Source organism: Shinella zoogloeoides, assembly GCF_033705735.1.
Taxonomy (GTDB): domain Bacteria; phylum Pseudomonadota; class Alphaproteobacteria; order Rhizobiales; family Rhizobiaceae; genus Shinella; species Shinella zoogloeoides_A.
The window spans coordinates 479,410-498,538 of the sequence record NZ_CP131130.1 but is presented as its reverse complement, the minus strand read 5'-3'; the positions used below and the strand labels follow the sequence as shown (position 1 = coordinate 498,538).

The window sequence follows — 19,129 nt, the reverse complement described above, 5'->3', positions numbered from 1 at the left end:
CTCCTCAGTAGCCGGCGGTCACGCCGAAATCGATCGAGAGCGCCGCGCCGGTGACGGGGGCGGCATCCTTCTCGCAGAGGAAGGCGACCATGCGGGCGATCTCCTCCGGCCGGATGAAGCGGGCCGCGGCCTGCTGCGGATAGTTCGACAGGAGCTTCGCCTTGTAGCCATCCGGATCGCCCCCGCCATAGCGCTCGGCCTGGAACTCGATCATGGGCGTCGCCACATCGCCGGGGCAGACGGCGTTGACGCGGATCCGGCGCGGGGCGAGCTCCAGCGCGAGCGCCTTGGTGAGCAGCACCAAGCCGCCCTTGGAGGCGCAGTAGATCGACGCGCCGTTGTTGCCGACCAGCCCGGCATCGGAGGCGATGTTGACGATGGAGGCGCCGGTCTCCAGATGCGGGATCGCCGCCTGGATGAGGAAGAACGCGCCCTTGAGGTTGACGTCGAGAACGAGGTCCCAGTCCGCCTCCGTCATCGTCACGGCCTCGCCCTCGCGCCAGACGCCGGCGGAATTGACCAGCACGTCGAGCCGGCCGCGCCAGGCCATGACGGCCTCGACCGCGGCGGCGCATCCGGCGACCTTGCGGATGTCGAGCGGCACGGCCAGCGCCTCGCCGCCGCCGGCCCTCAGCGTTTCCACCACCGCCGTCAGTCGCTCCGATTCGAGATCGGCGATGGCGACCGCGAAGCCGTCGGCGGAAAGCCGCGCGGCGATGGCCGCTCCCATGCCGCCGGCTCCCCCGGCGATGAGCGCTACTCGTTTCTGGTCGGTCATGCATTCCCCCACGCAATTCGATATGCGGCCAGAAGAGGGCCCCGCGCGGCGCGCGTCAACAGCGCAGTTCGCATCGGGCGATGCGCCGGCCGCACAATCCGGCGAAACGGATATGGCAAGCCCCATCGAAAAGCGTGTAGAAGGCGCCTTTCGGATTCATCGGCGAGCCGCGGGTGAACGTGCTACAGCTCAACCCGGCGCCTTTCCCGCGCCGAACACGAGAGTGAGAATGACGGACATCGACCGCGACGACAGTCGCAGACCGGATCCCGACGCATCGCCTGCCACGGCGGACAGTGATCGCCGGGGCAAACTGACCGTTTTCCTCGGCGCCGCACCGGGCGTCGGCAAGACCTACGCCATGCTGACGCGGGCGGGACGCCTGAAGGCGGAAGGCGTGGACGTCGTCGTGGGCCTGGCGGAGACCCACGGCCGCAGCGAGACGGCGGCCCTTCTCGACGGGCTGGAGGTGCTGCCGCGCCTTGCGGGCGCGCAGGACGGTCAGGCATTCGACGTCGACGGCGCGCTCACGCGCCATCCGCGCATCGTCCTCGTCGACGAGCTCGCCCATTCCAACCCCGAGGGCAGCCGGCATCCCAAGCGTTATCAGGACATCGAGGAGCTGATCGCGGCCGGCATCGATGTCTGGACGTCGCTCAACATCCAGCATCTCGAAAGCCTCGCCGACCTCGTCGCGCAGATCACCGGCGTCACGGTGCGCGAGCGCGTTCCCGATACCGTGCTGAAAAAGGCCGACGAGATCGTTCTGGTCGACCTGCCGCCGACCGAGCTGATCGAGCGCCTCAAGGAAGGCAAGGTCTACCTGCCGGAAAATGCGAGCCGCGCCGTCGACCGCTTCTTCCGCCTCGGCAACCTCACGGCGCTGCGCGAGCTTGCGCTTCGCCGCACGGCCGACCGGGTGGACAACCAGATGGTCGACTATCTCAAGCAGCACGCCATCGAGGGGCCATGGGCCACCGGCGAGCGGCTGCTCGTCTGCGTCGGCCCGGACGAGCTTTCCGAGAAGGTGGTGCGCGTCGCGAGCCGCCTTGCCTCCGGGCTCAACGCGCCGTGGCTGGTCGTTTCCATCGAGCGGGCCGACCGCGAGGAGGAAACGACGGAACGGCTGCAGCGCATGGAAGCGCTGTTCCGCCTCGCCGAGCAGCTCGGCGCTGAGACGCGCCGGGTGGTCGGCAACGATTTCGTCGAGGAAATCCTCAAGCTCGCCCGCCGCGAGCACGCGACGCAGATCGTGATCGGCGCCAAGCGCAACCGCGGCTGGACCCGCTTCCTCTCGCGCTCCCTTCCCGACACGCTGTCGCGCAAGGCCGCTGGCATCGGCATTCATTTCGTGACGCCCGAAAAGGACGAGAAGCCACCCGCGCCACGGCGCATGGCGCTGCCGGGGCTTGCCGCCTATCGCCAGCCGGCCCTCATCGCCATCGGCCTCACCGCGGCCATCGCCGTCGCGGGCAAGCTGGTCTATGTCTTCGCCGAATTGCCGAACATCTCGCTGCTCTTCCTGCTCGCCGTTCTCGGCTCGGCGGTGCTGGGCGGCTATGTCTCCGCCTTCATCGCGGCGATCCTCTCGGCGCTCGCCTACAACTTCCTCTTCATCGATCCGCTGCACACCTTCACGATCACTGCGCCGCACGAGGTCTTCGCGCTGGTCGTCTTCCTCTGCGTCGCGATCATCGCCGGCGGTTTCGCCTCGCGCATCAAGGAGCAGGCGGAGGTGGCGCGGGTGCGCGCCACGGCGTTGCAGTCGCTCTACGACTTCTCGCGCAAGCTCTCGACCACCGCGACGGCGGACGACGCGATCTGGGTCGCGGTCTCGCAGCTCCAGGCGAGCCTTCGGCGTAACATCGTGCTCCTGCTGCCCGACAAGGGGGACCTCAGGGTGGCCGCCGTCTGGCCGCCCGACACCGACCTCGACACCACCGACTTCACCGCCGCGCGCTGGACGCGCGACAAGCAGGAGACCGCCGGGGCCGGCACCGGCACGCTGCCGGACAGCCGCTTCGAATTCCGCCCGCTGATGGGCCCGCACGGGCTGGTCGGCGTCTGCGGCATCGAGCAGACCGAGGAACGGCTCGACCTCAATGCCGAGCGGGCGCTTTCGGCCATCCTCGACCAGACCGCCATCGCCCTCGACCGCGCCCGCCTCTCGGAGGAGAGCGTGGAGCAGGCCGCCAGGCTGGAGGGCGAGCGCTACCGGGAGACGCTGCTCGCCTCCATCTCGCACGACCTGCGCACTCCGCTCGCGACGATCGTCGATGCCGCCACGAACCTGCGCCAGCAGTGCGAGACGATGCCCCGCGAGGAGCGCGACGGCGACCTCCGCCTGATCGAGGAGGAAGGCGGCCGCCTGAGCGGCTTCGTCTCGAACCTTCTCGACATGACGCGCATCGAGTCCGGCATGCTGAAGCCGAAGAGCGACCGGCTCGACGTCGCTGACGTCGTCCAGACCGCCGTCGAGCGGGCCCGCAAGTATTTCCCCGGCAAGGTGATCGAAACGGGCATCGCGCCGGACCTGCCGCCCATCGAAGGCGATGGCGTGCTGCTCGGGCAGGTGCTCTTCAACCTGCTCGACAATGCGGTGAAATATGGCGGCGAGGAGCCGGTCAACGTCTATGCGCGGCGCGACGGCGGGGATGTGCTGATCTCCGTCACCGATCTCGGCAAGGGCATTCCCCCAGCGGAACTCGACCGCATCTTCGAGAAATTCTACCGCCGCGGCAAACCGGACGGCCGGGCGCCCGGCACCGGCCTCGGCCTTTCCATCGCCCGCGGCTTCACCGAGGCGATGGGCGGCAAGATCCAGGCGGAAAGCCCCGCCGTGAAGAAGAGAGGCACGCGCATCGTGCTGCGCTTCCCGGCCGGCGAAAAGAAGGCCGACAAGGCGAAGTAACACGGAGGCCGAGAGCATTTCCAGCAAAGTGCGAAGCGGTTTTGCAGCTCGGAGAAAAGCGGAAATGTCCTGACGCAGGGAGGTGGCGCGGCCGTTTGCGCATTTTTTTGCACAAGCGTACCGGATTCGCGGAATCAGACCTTCCCTGCGCGGGGGCAAACTCCTAGTGGGAGGTCACTCGCGTGACCCGCGAGCTTCCCCGCGTCACCGGGAGCCAACCGTGACGCTCGCTGCCCCGCTTCGTGCGGGGCTCTTTTTTCCAGCCTATGTCACGCGCCTGCGGCAGACCCGCCAGGCCGCCGCCGCGCTCATGGCGGCGAGCGCATACCAGGTCAATGCATAGACGAGATGGCTGTTGCGGAAGGCGACGACGGTGAGGCCGCCGATGGGCAGCCCGCCCGGATTGGGCGTCGCATCCGCGTCGATGAAATAGGGCGCGACATCGGCAAGGCCCTTTGCCGCCGCGATGGCCGCGACGTCGCGGGAGAACCAGCGGTCCGCCGCCGGATCGTTGGAGCGCAGGAACGCCCCGCCCGGCTCCGTGATACGCAAAAGCCCGGTGACCACGACCGGCCCGGCAGCGATTTCGCCCGCCAGCCGCGCCTCGGGCGTGCTCCTGTCCGCCGGCACGAAGCCGCGATTGATCAGGATCGCCGAGTCGTCGGCAAGGACGAGCGGCGTCACCACCCAGAAGCCGGCGCCCCGTTCGGTCACCGCCTGGACCAGCACCGTCCTGTCGTGTTGGAAGAGGCCGGTCGCGGTGACGCGGCGGTATTCGTCCTTCTCCCTGTCGACCGAAGGCCATTCCGCCCGTCCCGGCGCCGGGACCGGATCGGCATGAATGCGGCTTTCGACGCGGGCGATGAGGTCGAGCTTCCAGAAGAGCCGTTGCACCTGCCAGGTGCCGAGCGCGAGGAAGGTGGCGACGAGCAGGACGAGAAAGGCGGCAAGGGCCGTTCGGGCGCGGGACGATGGCCCGGCCTCCCCGGCCTCCTGCGGATGCGCGCTGGTCATCACCGGCCGCCTGCCCTCACGGCATGTTCTTCATCATGTCGTGGGTCATCGGCATCATGTTGGCGTTGAGGTGGTGCATGACCCAGAGCGAGCCCGCCAGCGCGATGCCGACGATGATGAGCGTGAAGATCAGCGCCATCAGCGTCCAGCCGCCTTCCGAGCGCGGGTTCATGTGCAGGAAGTAGACCATGTGCACGAAGATCTGCACGACGCCGATGCCCATGACGAGGACGGCCGTCAGCAGCTTGCTTTCCATGACGCCCGCCATGACCAGCCAGAAGGGAATGGCGGTCAGGACGACCGACAGGAGGAAGCCGATCATGTAGCCCTTGAAGGAGCCGTGGCCGGCCTCGTGCCCGTGGCTGTGCCCGTGATGGGCTTCGGCCGCGCTTTCGTGGGTGTGGTGCGCGCTCATCCGAGGACTCCGAGAAGATAGACGAAGGAGAAGACGCCGATCCAGATGACGTCGAGGAAGTGCCAGAACATCGAAAGGCACATCAGCCGGCGGCGGTTCTCATGGGTGAGGCCGCGCCTCTTGACCTGCACCATCAGCGTGATCAGCCAGATCATGCCGAAGGTGACGTGCAGGCCGTGCGTGCCGACCAGCGTGAAGAAGGACGACAGGAAGGCCGAGCGCGTCGGGCCGGCGCCCTCGAGGATCAGGTGGTAGAACTCGTAGAGTTCCAGCCCGAGGAAGGCCGCGCCGAAGACCCCGGTGATGGCGAGCCAGACCAATGTCTCCATCTTGGCGTTGCGCTCCATCTGGAGCATCGCGAAGCCGTAGGTGATGGAGGAGAAGAGCAGCATCGCCGTGTTGATCGCGACGAGCGTCAGGTCGAAGAGGTCGGCCGGCGACGGGCCGGCGGCATAGTTGCGGCCGAGCACGGCGTGCGTCGCGAACAGCACGGCGAAGATCAGGCAGTCGCTCATCAGGTAGAGCCAGAAGCCCAGCATGGTGCTGTTTTCCGGATGGTGCTCTTCCGTCAGGTAGAAGGTCGGCTTTTCGCCGGTGTCGTGGACTTGGGTCGCGCTCATGGGCTCAGGTCCGTTCTTGCAGCAGTTTCGTGCGCGCGTCCTCGGTCGCCGTCACCGTCTCGACGGGGATGAAGAAGTCGCGGTCGTAGTTGAAGGTATGGGCGATAGACACCGCGATAATCGCGATGAGGGAGAGCGCCGCCAGCCACCAGATGTACCAGATCAGCGCGAAGGCGAGCACCGTGCTGATCCCGGCGAGGATGACGCCCGTGCCGGTGTTCTTCGGCATGTGGATCGGCCTGAAGCCTTCCAGCGGGCGCACATAGCCGCGGTTCTTCATGTCGTACCAGCTGTCGTGGTCGTGCACGACGGGCGTGAAGGCGAAGTTGTAGTCCGGCGGCGGCGAGGAGGTCGACCATTCCAGCGTGCGGCCGTCCCACGGATCGCCGCTGTCGCAGCGCAACTGGTCGCGCCTCAGGTAGCTGATGACGAGCTGGACGATGAAGGAGGCGATGCCGAGCGCGATCAGGACGGCGCCGAAGGCGGCGATGACGAACCAGATCTGCAGCGAGGGATCCTCGAACTGGCTGACGCGGCGGGTGACGCCCATCAGGCCGAGCACGTAGAGCGGCATGAAGGCGAAGAAGAAGCCGATCTGCCAGAACCAGAAGCTCATCTTGCCCCAGAAGGGATCGAGCTTGTAGCCGAAGGCCTTGGGGAACCAGTAGACGACGCCCGCCATCAGCCCGAACAGCACGCCGCCGATGATGACGTTGTGGAAATGGGCGATGAGGGAACAGCGAATTGTGCAGCACGAAGTCGGCCGGCGGGATCGCGAGCATGACGCCCGTCATGCCGCCGATGACGAAGGTCACCATGAAGCCGACCGTCCACAGCATCGGCACCTCGTAGCGGATGCGCCCGCGATACATGGTGAAGAGCCAGTTGAACATCTTCGCCCCCGTCGGGATCGAAATGATCATGGTGGTGATGCCGAAGAAGGCGTTGACCGAGGCGCCCGAGCCCATCGTGAAGAAGTGGTGCAGCCACACGAGGTAGGAGAGGATCATGATCACGCAGGTCGCATAGACCATCGAGGCATAGCCGAAGAGGCGCTTGCCGCAGAAGGTCGCCACCACCTCGGAGAAGATGCCGAAGGCCGGCAGCACGAGGATGTAGACCTCCGGGTGGCCCCAGATCCAGATGAGGTTGATATACATCATCGGGTTGCCGCCGAGGTCGTTCGTGAAGAAGTTCGTGCCGACATAGCGGTCGAGCGAGAGCAGCGCGAGCGTGGCGGTGAGGATCGGGAAGGTCGCGACGATCAGGATGTTCGTGCAGAGCGAGGTCCAGGTGAAGATCGGCATCTTCATGAAGGTCATGCCCGGCGCGCGCATCTTCACGATGGTCGCGATGAGGTTGATGCCGGACAGCGTCGTGCCGACGCCCGCCACCTGCAGGCCCCATATGTAATAGTCGACCCCGACGCCGGGACTGTAGTCCGCGCCCGACAGCGGCGGATAGGCCAGCCAGCCGGTGCGCGCGAACTCGCCGACGAACAGCGACATCATAATGATGATCGCGCCGGCCGTCGTCATCCAGAAGGAGAAGTTGTTGAGGAAGGGGAAGGAGACGTCGCGCGCGCCGATCTGCAGCGGCACGACATAGTTCATGAAGCCGGTGACGAAGGGCATCGCCACGAAGAAGATCATGATCACGCCATGGGCGGTGAAGACCTGGTCGTAGTGATGCGGCGGCAGATAGCCCTCGCTGCCGTTGAAGGCGATCGCCTGCTGGATGCGCATCATGATCGCGTCGGAAAAACCGCGCAGCAGCATGACGATGGCGAGGATGATGTACATGATGCCGATCTTCTTGTGATCGACCGACGTGAACCACTCGTTCCAGAGATAGCCCCAGAGCCTGAACTTGGTGATGAGCGCGAGGAGCGCGATGCCGCCCAGCGCCACCACGGCGAAGGTCACGACGAGAATGGGCTCGTGATAGGGGATCGCCTCCAGGGTAAGCCGTCCGAAGAGGAAATGCGTGAGGCTGGTGTCACCGAACATGGGATCGTCCAATATCGTTTCAGATGCGGCCCTTGTCCGGGCCTTGGGCACCCGCCGCCGGGGCGGGCGCCATGAGGTCTAGTGCGACTGGTGCGCGTCGTGATCCATCGCGGCGGGTTTGTCCTGCCGCTCCTCGACGCCCTCGGCCGGCTCCTCGCTGCGCGCGGGATTGCCGGTCTCGGGGAAGGTCGCGGCGGTCCCCTCCCCGGCGGCGTGGCGGTTGTCGTGCTGGAGCTTCGCCCGGTTCTCCTGGCTCTCCTTGCCCGCGCCGCCCATCATGTCGATATGCATCATGTCCTTCATGCACATCTGGCCTTCGCGCACGCACATGTTGAGCACGGCCTCATAGAGCCCGTCGTCGACGGAGGCGTAGTAGCGCACCGGCTCCCTGGAGCTCGGCTTTTCGAGCTTGAGATAGGCGTCGCGGTTGAGCGCCGTGCCGTTCTGCTTGACCTGCGCGACCCAGGCGTCGAAGCCGGCCTGGTCCACCCCGTGGAACTTGAAGCGCATATGGGAGAAGCCGTCGCCGCTGTAGTTGGACGAGAAGCCGTCATATTCGCCGGCCTTGTTGATGACGGCGTGCAGCTTCGTCTCCATGCCCGGCATCGTGTAGATCATGCCGGCGAGCGCGGGGACGTAGAAGGAGTTCATCACCGAGGAGGCGGTGAGCTTGAAGTTGATCGGCACGTCGACGGGCGCTGCCATCTCGTTGACCGTGGCGATGCCGTAGTCCGGATAGAAGAACAGCCACTTCCAGTCGAGCGCCACCACCTCGACGGTGATCGGCTTCGTCTCTTCGGAGACCGGCCGCGCGGCGTCGATCCGGTCGAGCGGGCGGTAGGGATCGAGCTTGTGGGTGCTGACCCAGGTGATCGCCCCGAGCGCGATGATGATGGCGAGCGGGGCCGACCAGATGATGACCTCGAGGCCCGTGGAATGGTGCCATTCGGGATCGTATTTGGCCGCCGTGTTGGACTGGCGGTAGCGCCAGGCGAAGAAGAGGGTCAGGAAGATCACCGGCACGATGATCAGCAGCATCAGGACCGTCGAGATGACGATCAGGTCCCTTTGCTGCGTGGCGATATCGCCGGAAGGAGACATCACGACCATATTGCATCCGGAAAGGATGGCGAGCATGGGAGCCAAAGTGATCGAGTGTCGGGCTAAACTGAATTGCTTCGGCATTGCGGCCTCAACTTGCGTTCTGTCTAGTCGGCAATAGTCGGGCGCGGTGGCGGTTGGAAATGAGGTCCATCGTCGCAGCGCAGCATTCTGTCGCAGCACGGTAGACAATCAGGGGCTTTCTGTCGATGCGCGATTGTACTAGCGCAATAGAAATGCCCGTTGTCAATTTCGGCACCGGCAAAGCGACGCATGCCGGTCCTTGATCTTCGAGGCCGATTGATCAACATTCTAGTGACATGACCCTAATCCACGCGGAGGCGTTCATGAGTTCGGCCATCAATCCCACATCGTCCGGTCTGGAGCGGGATGCCCGCCGCATGCACCAGGACGACAAGCCGCTCTCGCCGGGCAGCGTCGCCATCGGCGTGGTGATCGGCCGCACGTCGGAATTCTTCGACTTCTTCGTCTACGGCCTCGGCTCCATCCTCGTCTTCCCGAAGCTCATCTTCCCCTTCGCGCCCAATGCGGTGGCGGCAACGCTCATGTCCTTTGCGCTGTTCCCCCTCGCCTTCCTCGCCCGCCCGGTCGGCTCCTTCGTCTTCATGTGGATCGACCGGAACTACGGGCGCGGCACGAAGCTCACGGTGGCGCTGGTGATCCTCGGCGGCTCGACGGCCTCCATCGCCTTCCTGCCGGGATACGACACGCTCGGCTACTGGGCGGTGGCCCTCCTCGCGCTCTTCCGGCTCGGGCAGGGCTTCGCGCTCGGCGGCGCCTGGGACGGCCTCGCCTCGCTGCTCAACCTCAGCGCCCCGGCCAACCATCGCGGCTGGTACGCGATGATCCCACAGCTCGGCGCGCCCATCGGCTTTGCGCTGGCCAGCATCCTCTTCGGCTATTTCGTCAGCAATCTCTCGGAGGCGGATTTCCTCGCCTGGGGCTGGCGCTATCCCTTCTTCGTCGCCTTTGCCATCAACGTGGTGGCGCTCTTCGCGCGCCTGCGCATCGTCGCCAGCAAGGAGTTCGGCGCGGCCATGGAGGCACAGGAGCTGCAGGCCCGGCCGATCTTCGAGATGCTGAGCAAGCACGCCATCGACGTCGTGCTCGGCGCCTTCGTGCCGCTCGCCAGCTTCGCGATGTTCCATCTCGTGACGATCTTCCCCTTGAGCTGGGTCACGCTCAAGGGCGGCCAGTCGGCGGCGGAATTCCTCTGGGTGCAGGTGGCGGGCGCGGCCTTCGGCGCGGTCGGCATCATCCTTTCCGGCGTCATCGCCGACCGGATCGGCCGGCGCAACCAGCTTATGGCCGGCGCGATCCTGATCGCGATCTTCTCCTTCTCCGCGCCGTTCCTGCTCGATGCCGGCGGCAAGGGCCAGGACGCCTATATCCTCATCGGCTTCTTCATCCTCGGCCTCACCTTCGGCCAGTCCTCCGGCGCCGTCTCCTCGCGCTTCACGCAGTATTATCGCTATACCGGCGCGGCGCTGACCTCGGACCTCGCCTGGCTGATCGGCGCCGCCTTCGCGCCGCTCGTGGCGCTGGGTCTCGCCTCCAGCTTCGGCATCATCTTCATCGGCGGCTATCTGATCTCCGGCGCGATCTGCACCATCGCCGCCCTCAGCCTGACGAAGGTTCTCGACCAGCAGTAACGGTCTCCACACCGCATCCGGAGGGCGCCCCGCGGGGCGCCCTTTTCGTCCGGCGATTGCCAAGGCCCCCGCCGGCCAATATGCCTTCACGTCAGGAACGGCGGAAGCGAAGGCAGCGCATATGGACGTGACGACGAACGGCAACATCTCCTTCTGGTACGCCGATATCGGCGGCGTCCCGCAACGACGCCCCGCCCTTCCCGGCGACCGCGAGGCCGATGTCTGCATCATCGGCGCCGGCTATACGGGCCTGTGGACCGCCTATTACCTGAAGAAAGCCGATCCCTCGCTCGACATCGTCGTGGTCGAGCGCGAATTTGCCGGCTTCGGCGGCTCGGGGCGGAACGGCGGCTGGCTTTCCGGCGGCTTCGGCTGGTCGCGGGAAAAGTATCTCAAGACAGCGACGCGCGGCGCGGTGGTCGACATGCAGCGTGCCATGGCCGGCACGGTGGACGAGGTGATCCGCGTCGCCGAGGCCGAGGGCATCGATGCCGATATCCTGCGCGTCGACAACATCACCGTCGCCACCAACAGGCCGCAACTGGAGCGCGCCCGCGAGGAATACCAGTTCTATCTCGACTGGGAGATGCCGGCCGACCGGATGGAGATGCTGTCGGCGGAGGAAGCGGCGCGGCGCATCCGCATCGCCGGCGTCGAGGGCGCCTTCGTCATCCGCGACATGGCGCGGGTCCAGCCGGCCAAGCTGGTGCGCGGCCTTGCCAACGTGGTCGAAAGCCTCGGCGTCCGCATCTTCGAGGGCACCGCCGTCACCGGCTTCACGAAGGGCCATGTCGAGACGGAGCGCGGCACCGTTCGCGCGCCGGTCGTCATCCGCGCCACGGAGGGTTTCACCGCCGGCCTGCCGGGCTATGAGCGCACGTGGCTGCCGCTCAACAGCGCACAGATCGTCACCGAGCCGCTGCCCGAGGCGCTGTGGCGGGAGATCGGCTGGGAAGGCCATGAACTGCTTGGCGATGCGGCCCATGCCTATTGCTATGCTCAGCGCACCCGCGAGGGCCGCATTACCATGGGCGGTCGCGGCGTTCCCTACCGCTTCGGATCGAGGACCGATATCGACGGGCAGACGCAGCAGGCGACCATCGACGCCCTCCATGCCATCCTCACCCGCCTCCTGCCGCAGACGAAATCCCTCAAGATCGAACATGCCTGGTGCGGCGTGCTCGGCGTGCCGCGCGACTGGTGCACGACGGCGGGCTTCGACCGGGAAACCGGCATCGGCTGGGCCGGCGGCTATGTCGGGCTGGGCGTTTCCTCCTCCAACCTCGCGGGGCGGACCCTGGCCGACCTCGTGCTCCGGCGCGAAACGGAACTCACCGGCCTTCCCTGGGTCAACCGCACGGTGCGCCCATGGGAGCCCGAGCCCTTCCGCTGGCTCGGCGTCCATTCCATGTACCAGCTCTACCGCATGGCAGATGCGCGGGAATTTGCGGGCCTCCAGCATACGTCGAAGCTCGCGGCCATCGCCGACGGCATCACCGGGCATTGAGCCGGCGGCGGGTCCTTACATTTTTCCATCGCGGGACGGAATAAACCGGCAGGGTCCGGTGTCTTGGCATGGACGGCTCCGGAAGCGCGTCATAACGATGGAGAAGACCATGAAGCTCTTTGTTCTCGTCCCGCTGGCTGCCGCCCTCCTTGCCGGCACCGCCTTTGCGGCAGAGCCGTTCAAGACCGTGAAGACCGACAAGGGCGAGGTGCTTGCCGGCGAAAAGGGCATGACCCTCTACACCTTCAAGAAGGACAAGCACGGCAAGTCCGCCTGCTACGACAAATGCGCCGCCAACTGGCCGCCGGCCAAGGCCGCTTCCAACGCCAAGGCGGAAGGCGCATATTCGCTCGTCACCCGCAAGGACGGGTCGAAGCAATGGGCGAAGGACGGCATGCCGCTTTACTACTGGGCCAAGGACACCAAGGAAGGCGATGCGACCGGCGACGGCATGAACGGCGTCTGGAATGTCGCAAGGCCGTGATCCCCACGCCATGACCGACGGCGGCGGGCGGGAAGGCGACGCCTCCCCGCCCCCTGCCTTCGAGGCGCAGATCCTTGCCCTCCTGCCGCAGTTGCGGCGCTATTCGCGCAGCCTGACGCGCTCCGACGCGGAGAGCGAGGACCTCTTGCAGGACTGCGTGGAGAAGGCGCTCGTCCACCGCGCGCAATGGCGCGGCGCGAACATTCGCGCCTGGGCCTACCGGATCATGACCAACCTGCATCTCAACGCGCAACGGGCCGTCGCGCGGCGGCCTTCCGTCGGCATCGAGGAAGCCGAGGCCGTGGCCGAGAACGCCGCGCCTTCCGATCCGCTGGAGCGCAACCGGCTGGTGCAGGCACTGGAGATCCTGCCGAAGGAGGCGCGGGCGGTGCTGATGCTCGTCGCCGTGGAAGGCCATTCCTACCAGGAGGTCGCCGGGATCCTGGAAATCCCTGTCGGTACCGTCATGTCGCGCCTTTCGCGCGCCCGGCAGATGCTGCGGCAAAGGCTGCAGGAGGAAAACGTCATTCATTTGCGGAGCCCACGATGAGCGAGCGCCAACCCATCGGCGAACCCGACCTGCACGCCTATGTCGACGGGCTGCTCGATGAGGCGGAGCGCCGGCACGTCGAGGATCATCTGGCGGAGGACCCGGAGGCCGCCCGGCTCGTCGCCGACTGGCAGGCGCAGAACGAGAGCCTGCGCGACGCCTTTGCCGGCCATGCCGTTTCCCGCCCGTCCGATGCCCGTCTCGTCTCGTCGCCGGCGGCGGCAGGGGCAGGCTCCCGCCGCTTCGCCATGGCGGCCGCCGCGGCCGGCCTTTTCGTGCTCGGCGGGCTTGCCGGCCATTTCGTGCCGCCCCTTTTCGAAGCGCCGCCGCAGCAAGTCGCGGCGATGGACGCGCTGCCGCAGGAGGCGCGCAACGCCTATCTCATCTATGCGAGCGAGGTACGCCATCCCGTGGAAGTCTTCGCCGACGAGGAGACGCATCTCGCCGCATGGCTCGGCAAGCGGCTCGCCATACCGGACCTCAAGGTGCCGAGCCTGCAATCCATCGGCTTCCGGCTGGTCGGCGGCCGCCTCCTTCCCGTCGCCGACAGGCCGGGCGCCATGTTCATGTATGAGAACGAGGCCGGGCGGCGCGTGACCGTCCTCGTCGGGCGCAACGGGGACAACCGCACGACGAGCTTCCGCTTCGCCTCCGCCAGCGGCATCGAGACCTTCTACTGGATCGACGGGGACCTCGGCTATGCCGTGACAGGCGACATTTCCCGCGATGTCCTGCAGCAGATCGCGGAGGAATGCTACCGCCAGTTCCCCACCTGAGGGACGCCGGAAGGGCGGAGCGAAGGGCCGGGCGGGCACGTCCGGCCGGCGAGGACACACCTACAGGTTCAGGCAAGCTCACGGTTGTATCGAGCAGGCTGCCGGATCGTGCATTTACGTGTGTTTTCGTTTCCTTCTTTCAGGACTTTGCCCAGGATTTTGCCATGACGTCGATCGTTTCCTCGCTCAGCCTCAGCCAGATCCGGCAGCTTTCGACGGAGACGATCCAGCAATGGTCGACCGAGGACGTGGCCTCGCTGTCCACGAGCCAGATCGGCGCCTTCTCCTCCAAGCAGATCGCGGCGCTGGAACTCGAGGATATCGGCATTCTCAGCGACGGCCAGATCAGCGCCATCTCGCAGGGCGCCATCATCGGCCTGTCGCTCGACCAGATCGGCGCGCTCACCCATTCCTCCATCGAGAACCTGACGACGGGCCAGGTCGCGGTGCTGACCGCATCGCAGGTCGGCGCGCTTTCGGCCGATCAGGCCGAGGCCCTGACGCCGTCGCAGGTCCAGGCGCTGGGCACCGCGCAGCTTGCGGCCCTCGCCCCGGAGGACCTTGCGACCTTCTCGACCGAGGACATGGCGGCGATCAGCTACAAGGCGGTGCAGGGCCTCAGCCCCGCGGCGCTGGCGGCGCTCTCCAGCGGACAGGTCGCCGCGCTTGCGCCGCTCGCCGTCGCCGGCCTTACGACGGACCAGACCGAGCGCTCACGCCCGACCAGATCGCCGCGATGACGACGGCGCAGATCGCGCTGCTCAAGCCCGCGCAGATCGCGGCGCTGAGCGCAGAGGCGGTCAAGGCGTTCTCGGCCGAACAGATCGCCGCGCTGAGCAGCAGCGCCATCACCGGCTTCTCCACCGCACAGATCGGCGCGCTCTCCGAAGGGCAGGTCGAGGCCCTGACGCCCGCGCAGGTCAAGGCCCTGTCGGCCCAGCAGCTCGGCGCCATCTCCGCCGACGGCCTTGCCACTTTCTCGGCCGAGGACATCGCCGCCATCGCGGCCAAGGCCCTTTCGGGACTCAGCACCGACGCCATCGCGACGCTTTCCGAAGAGCAGGTCGCCGCGCTGAGCGTTCAGGCCATCCAGAGCCTTTCGGTCGCGCAGGTCGCCGCCTTCACGCCCGACCAGACCGCCGCGCTCACATCCAGGCAACTCGCCGCCATGGGCGCCGCGCAGATCGCCGCCTTCAGCGCCGACGACCTCGCGCGCATGTCGACCGACAGCCTTGCCGCGATTTCGGCGAAATCGCTGTCCGGGCTCAGCACGGCGGCCATCGCCGCCCTCAGCACCGAGCAGGTCGGCGCGCTCTCCACCGCGCAGATCGCGGCGCTCACCGCCCTGCAGGTCTCCGCCTTCACGACCGACAGCATCGCGGCGCTCTCCACCCGCCAGGTCGCCGCCTTCGGCAGCGCGGCGGTGCGGGGCCTCACGGCCACGCAGATCGGCGCCATGAGCGAGGCGCAGGTCGAGGCCTTCACCCCGACGCAGATGAAGGGCTTCACCGCCGTCCAGGCCGCCGCCCTCGACAAGGCCGGCATCGCCACCTTCTCGACAGCCGACATCGCGGCCCTCTCGCCGGCCGCGGTCGCCGGTCTCAGCCCGGATACCATTTCGGGCATGACGCCGGCGCAGATCGCCGCGCTCAGCACGAAGGCGGTCGCCGCCCTCACCCCGGCGCAGATCGCCGCGCTGGAGGAAAGCCAGGTCGAGGCCTTCACGCCCGCCCAGATCAAGGTGATGACCGCGGCGCAGATCGCCGCCTTCAGGCCGGAGACGCTTTCGACCTTCTCCAGCAGCGACATCGCCGCGATCCGCAACAACGCGCTCATCGGCCTCGGCCCGGATGCGCTCGCCGCCCTCACCACCGGCCAGATCGCGGCGCTGACCTCCGCCCAGATCGGTGCGCTCAAGACGACGCAGATCGCCGCCCTCGACAACGGCCAGATCGAAGCCCTCACCCCGACGCAAGTGAAGGCGCTGACCGCCGCGCAGCTTGCCGTGCTGAGCGTCGATGCGCTCTCGACCTTCTCGACGGCCGATATCGCGGCCCTCAGCAACAGGGCGGTTTCCGGCATCGGCAGCAGCGTCCTTGCCGCCCTTTCGCTCGAGCAGATCGGCGCCTTCGGCACCCTTGCGCTCACCGGTCTTTCCACGGCGCAGATCAGCGCGATGAAGACGGAGCAGATCGCGGCGCTTTCTCCCTCGCAGATGGGGGCGCTGAACGCCGCGCAGATCGCGGCCATCGACCCGGCCGTGCTGGCCGACATGACGCCCGCCCAGATCGCGGCGATCAACAGCAAGGCCATTGCCGGCCTGCCGACCTCGGCCATCGCCGCCCTGTCGCCCGAGCAGGTCGCCGCGCTCAGCCCGAGCGTCGTCGCGCGCCTTTCCACCCTGCAGATCGCGGCGCTGAGCACCGGCCAGGTCGAGGCGCTCACGCCCGACCAGATCCGCGGAATGAACGCCAAGCAGATCACGGCGCTCGGCGCGGAGGGCATCGCGACCTTCTCCACCGAGGACATGGCGGCGATCAATACCAAGTCCATCAACGGCCTTGGCAGCGCAGCGCTCGCCGAACTCTCGACCGCCCAGATCGCCGCGCTCACGAGCGGCCAGATCGGCGGCCTGACGGCGGCGCAGATCGCCAGCCTCGGCGAAGCCTTCCTCAGGGCCCTTGCGACCGGGCAGATCACCGCCATCGGCACGGGCGCGATCGGCGGCCTTTCGGCCGACCAGATCGAGATGCTAAGCACGGCGCAGATCGAGGCGCTTTCCTCGCAGCAGGTCAAGTCGCTGACCTCCGCGCAGCTTTCCGCCCTCAGCGGGGCGGATCTCGCCACCTTCTCGACGGAAGACCTCGCGGCGATCTCCAGCAAGGCCATCGCGGGCCTCAGCCCTGCGGCGATCGCCGGGCTCACCACCGCCCAGATCGCAGCCCTCAGCCGCACGACCCTCTCCGGCCTGACCGCCTCGCAGATGGAGGCGCTGACAAGCGAGCAGATCGCGGCCTTCTCGACGGCGCAGATCGGCGGCTTCACCTCCGCCCAGATCGGCGCGCTCGAACCGCAGGACATCCGCGCGCTCTCGACCGCCCAGATCGCCGCGCTCAGCCGCGGCGCGGTCTCCGGCATCGCCCCGGACACCTTCGCCTCGCTGACCTCGGCGCAGATCGCCGCCCTCAGCACCAGCGCCTTCACCGGCCTGACCAGCGACCAGATCGAAGCGTTGAGCCCGCTGCAGGTCAGCCAGCTTTCCGCCGCCCATCTCAAGGCGCTGACCGCCGCCCAGGCCGGCGCGCTCGACACGGATGTGAAGGCGCTCACCCCCGAACAGCTCGCCGGCCTCACCCCGGCGGCCGTTTCCGGGCTGCGCTCCGGCCAGATAAGCGCGCTGGGCTCCGACCAGATCGCCGCACTGACCACCGCGCAGATCGCGGCCCTGTCATCCGGCCAGGTCGCGGCGCTCAATCCGTCCGACCTCGACGCCCTGTCGAACGCCCATCTCGCCGCCCTCAGCGCCTCCGGCGTTTCCGGCCTCACCTCGAGCCAGATCGCCGCGCTCAGCCTGTCGCAGATCGGCGCGCTCGGCACACGGCAGATGGCCGCGCTGACCTCCTCGCAGATTTCCGCCTTCGGCACGGCGCAGATCGCCGCCCTCACGACCGGGCAGATCGCGGCCCTCAATGCCGGCAGCATCGCCGGCTTCACCTCGCAGCAGCTTGCCGTGCTCAGCACCAGCCAGGCCGAGGCGCTGACCAGCGCCCAGGTCGGCGCGCTGAATCCCGACCAGATCGGCGAATTCGGCACGGCGGAGATCGCGACCTTCTCCACGAAGGACATATCGATGATCACCGCCAGCGCCATCAAGGGCATTTCGGCGGCGACGCTCGCCTCGCTTTCCACCGCCCAGATCGCCGCCTTCAGCGCGGCCGCCATGGGCGCGATGACCACCCAGCAGCTCGCCGCCCTCACGACCGCGCAGGCCGAGGCGCTGACCCGCACGCAGATCGCGGCGCTGAGCTCGACGCAGATCGCCGCCCTCAGCCCCGAGGACATCGCGACCTTCTCCACCCAGGAAATGGCCGCCATCTCGTCCGGCGCCCTGCCGGGCCTTTCGACCGAGGCGCTCGCGGCCCTTTCGACGGCGCAGATCGCCGCCCTCAGCTCCACCGGCATCGCCGGCCTCACCACCAAGCAGATCGCCGCCCTCAGCCTCGCGCAGGCAGAAGCCCTGACGACGAGCCAGATCGGCGCGCTCAGCTCCACGCAGCTCGCCGCCTTCACATCCGACGGCATCGCGACCTTCTCGACGCGCGAGATCGCCGCCATCGGTTCGGATGCCATCGGCGGCCTTTCGACCGAGGTGATCGCCGCCCTCTCGACGGGACAGGTCGCCGCGCTCAGCACCGCCGCCATCGGCGGGCTCGGAACGAAGCAGATCGCCGCCCTTTCCAGCGACCAGCTCGATGCGCTTTCGGCCGATCAGGTCCGCGCGCTCAATGCGCGGCAGATCGCCAATCTCGGCCCGGCCTATATCGCGACGCTCTCGACGGCGCAGATCGCCGCCCTCAGCGCGGCGGCCATCGCCGGCCTGACGCCCGAGCAGATCGCCGCCTTCTCCACCGCGCAGGCCGAGGCGCTGACGCCGACGCAGATCGCGGCCTTCTCCTCGCGCCAGATCGCCGCGCTGGACATGGCCAAGCTCGACACCTTCTCCTCCGCGGACATCGCGGCCATCGGCTCGGGCGCGATCGCGGGCCTTTCGACCGCCATGCTCGCCTCGCTGTCGACCGGTCAGATCGCGGCGCTGAGCGCCGCCGGCCTTTCCGGGCTTTCGAGCGACCAGGTCGCGGCGCTTTCCGGCACGCAGATCGAGGCCATGACCACGGCGCAGCTCGGCGCGCTCGGCTCCCGGCAGGTCGCGGCGCTGCGCGCTGACGGCATCGCGGCGCTGACGCCGGCCCAGATCGCCGCGCTCAATGCCGACGGCATCGCCGGCCTGACCTCGGCGCAGATCGGCATCCTCTCGCCGCTGCAGGCCGAGGCGCTGACGGCAACGCAGATCGCCGCGCTGAGCTCGGCGCAGATTGGCGCCTTCAGCCCCGCGAATCTAGAAACCTTCACGCCCGCCGAGATCAGCGCGATCACCTCGCGGGCCGTGGCGGGCCTGCCGACGGCGGCGATCGCCGCGCTTACCCCCGCCCAGGTCGCCGCGCTGAATGCGGCGGGCTCACCGGCGCGCAGATCGGCACCTTCAGCGAGAGCCAGTTCGAGGCGCTGACGAG

Annotated in this window: 13 protein-coding genes and 1 pseudogene; 8 read left to right on the top strand and 6 right to left on the bottom strand. The window is 67.5% G+C overall.

Going from position 1 to position 19,129, the window contains the following annotated elements; all coding sequences use genetic code 11:
* Positions 1-4: 4 nt before the first annotated feature.
* Entirely contained in the window at positions 5-778 is a 774-nt protein-coding gene (locus tag ShzoTeo12_RS02450; protein WP_318911160.1) for an SDR family NAD(P)-dependent oxidoreductase, read from the bottom strand.
* 229 nt (positions 779-1,007) lie between these two features.
* Here ShzoTeo12_RS02450 and ShzoTeo12_RS02445 point away from each other — a divergent pair, with 229 nt between their 5' ends.
* Complete coding sequence (locus tag ShzoTeo12_RS02445) at positions 1,008-3,689, top strand: sensor histidine kinase KdpD (protein WP_318911159.1); 2,682 nt, start codon at positions 1,008-1,010, stop codon at positions 3,687-3,689.
* A 264-nt stretch (positions 3,690-3,953) separates the two neighbouring features.
* On the opposite strand, the gene ShzoTeo12_RS02440 is transcribed toward ShzoTeo12_RS02445, so the two are convergent.
* From ShzoTeo12_RS02440 to cyoA, 5 genes and pseudogenes are all read right to left on the bottom strand, one after another.
* Positions 3,954-4,703, bottom strand: coding sequence for an SURF1 family protein (locus tag ShzoTeo12_RS02440; RefSeq protein WP_318911158.1), 750 nt, complete (start codon positions 4,701-4,703; stop codon positions 3,954-3,956).
* A 16-nt stretch (positions 4,704-4,719) separates the two neighbouring features.
* A complete protein-coding gene (gene cyoD, locus ShzoTeo12_RS02435; protein WP_318911157.1) occupies positions 4,720-5,118 on the bottom strand; it encodes a cytochrome o ubiquinol oxidase subunit IV in 399 nt (132 codons plus the stop codon).
* On the bottom strand, positions 5,115-5,738 hold the full coding sequence (gene cyoC / locus ShzoTeo12_RS02430) for a cytochrome o ubiquinol oxidase subunit III (RefSeq protein WP_119258142.1): 624 nt from the start codon (positions 5,736-5,738) through the stop codon (positions 5,115-5,117). The genes cyoD and cyoC overlap by 4 nt, the downstream gene beginning before the upstream one ends.
* A 4-nt stretch (positions 5,739-5,742) precedes the next feature.
* A pseudogene (gene cyoB / locus ShzoTeo12_RS02425) lies at positions 5,743-7,747 on the bottom strand (cytochrome o ubiquinol oxidase subunit I).
* 78 nt (positions 7,748-7,825) lie between these two features.
* Positions 7,826-8,884, bottom strand: coding sequence for a ubiquinol oxidase subunit II (gene cyoA / locus ShzoTeo12_RS02420; protein WP_413251112.1), 1,059 nt, complete (start codon positions 8,882-8,884; stop codon positions 7,826-7,828).
* A gap of 311 nt (positions 8,885-9,195) precedes the next feature.
* On the opposite strand from cyoA, the gene ShzoTeo12_RS02415 reads away from it, so the two are divergent.
* From ShzoTeo12_RS02415 to ShzoTeo12_RS02385, 7 genes are all read left to right on the top strand, one after another.
* Positions 9,196-10,521, top strand: a complete 1,326-nt coding sequence (locus tag ShzoTeo12_RS02415; protein WP_119258139.1) for an MFS transporter — start codon at positions 9,196-9,198, stop codon at positions 10,519-10,521.
* Positions 10,522-10,642: 121 nt separating this feature from the next.
* Complete coding sequence (locus ShzoTeo12_RS02410) at positions 10,643-12,028, top strand: FAD-binding oxidoreductase (RefSeq protein WP_318911155.1); 1,386 nt, start codon at positions 10,643-10,645, stop codon at positions 12,026-12,028.
* 109 nt (positions 12,029-12,137) lie between these two features.
* Positions 12,138-12,512 carry a hypothetical protein gene (locus ShzoTeo12_RS02405; RefSeq protein ID WP_119258228.1) on the top strand — a complete coding sequence of 125 codons (375 nt, stop codon included), beginning with the start codon at positions 12,138-12,140 and terminating at the stop codon, positions 12,510-12,512.
* Positions 12,496-13,062, top strand: coding sequence for an RNA polymerase sigma factor (locus ShzoTeo12_RS02400; protein WP_119258137.1), 567 nt, complete (start codon positions 12,496-12,498; stop codon positions 13,060-13,062). The genes ShzoTeo12_RS02405 and ShzoTeo12_RS02400 overlap by 17 nt, the downstream gene beginning before the upstream one ends.
* A complete protein-coding gene (locus ShzoTeo12_RS02395; RefSeq protein WP_318911154.1) occupies positions 13,059-13,838 on the top strand; it encodes an anti-sigma factor in 780 nt (259 codons plus the stop codon). The genes ShzoTeo12_RS02400 and ShzoTeo12_RS02395 overlap by 4 nt, the downstream gene beginning before the upstream one ends.
* Before the next feature lie 164 nt (positions 13,839-14,002).
* On the top strand, positions 14,003-14,578 hold the full coding sequence (locus ShzoTeo12_RS02390; protein WP_318911153.1) for a hypothetical protein: 576 nt from the start codon (positions 14,003-14,005) through the stop codon (positions 14,576-14,578).
* Positions 14,575-19,125 carry an ice nucleation-like protein gene (locus tag ShzoTeo12_RS02385; protein ID WP_318911152.1) on the top strand — a complete coding sequence of 1,517 codons (4,551 nt, stop codon included), beginning with the start codon at positions 14,575-14,577 and terminating at the stop codon, positions 19,123-19,125. The genes ShzoTeo12_RS02390 and ShzoTeo12_RS02385 overlap by 4 nt, the downstream gene beginning before the upstream one ends.
* The last annotated feature ends 4 nt before the right edge of the window (positions 19,126-19,129 follow it).

Bases quoted from the DNA above. Each gene is read 5' to 3' on its own strand.
- ShzoTeo12_RS02450 (WP_318911160.1), bottom strand. From the start codon at position 778: ATGACCGACCAGAAACGAGTAGCGCTCATCGCCGGGGGAGCCGGCGGC.
- ShzoTeo12_RS02445 (WP_318911159.1), top strand. From the start codon at position 1,008: ATGACGGACATCGACCGCGACGACAGTCGCAGACCGGATCCCGACGCA.
- ShzoTeo12_RS02440 (WP_318911158.1), bottom strand. From the start codon at position 4,703: ATGACCAGCGCGCATCCGCAGGAGGCCGGGGAGGCCGGGCCATCGTCC.
- cyoD (WP_318911157.1), bottom strand. From the start codon at position 5,118: ATGAGCGCGCACCACACCCACGAAAGCGCGGCCGAAGCCCATCACGGG.
- cyoC (WP_119258142.1), bottom strand. From the start codon at position 5,738: ATGAGCGCGACCCAAGTCCACGACACCGGCGAAAAGCCGACCTTCTAC.
- cyoA (WP_413251112.1), bottom strand. From the start codon at position 8,884: ATGCTCGCCATCCTTTCCGGATGCAATATGGTCGTGATGTCTCCTTCC.
- ShzoTeo12_RS02415 (WP_119258139.1), top strand. From the start codon at position 9,196: ATGAGTTCGGCCATCAATCCCACATCGTCCGGTCTGGAGCGGGATGCC.
- ShzoTeo12_RS02410 (WP_318911155.1), top strand. From the start codon at position 10,643: ATGGACGTGACGACGAACGGCAACATCTCCTTCTGGTACGCCGATATC.
- ShzoTeo12_RS02405 (WP_119258228.1), top strand. From the start codon at position 12,138: ATGAAGCTCTTTGTTCTCGTCCCGCTGGCTGCCGCCCTCCTTGCCGGC.
- ShzoTeo12_RS02400 (WP_119258137.1), top strand. From the start codon at position 12,496: ATGTCGCAAGGCCGTGATCCCCACGCCATGACCGACGGCGGCGGGCGG.
- ShzoTeo12_RS02395 (WP_318911154.1), top strand. From the start codon at position 13,059: ATGAGCGAGCGCCAACCCATCGGCGAACCCGACCTGCACGCCTATGTC.
- ShzoTeo12_RS02390 (WP_318911153.1), top strand. From the start codon at position 14,003: ATGACGTCGATCGTTTCCTCGCTCAGCCTCAGCCAGATCCGGCAGCTT.
- ShzoTeo12_RS02385 (WP_318911152.1), top strand. From the start codon at position 14,575: ATGACGACGGCGCAGATCGCGCTGCTCAAGCCCGCGCAGATCGCGGCG.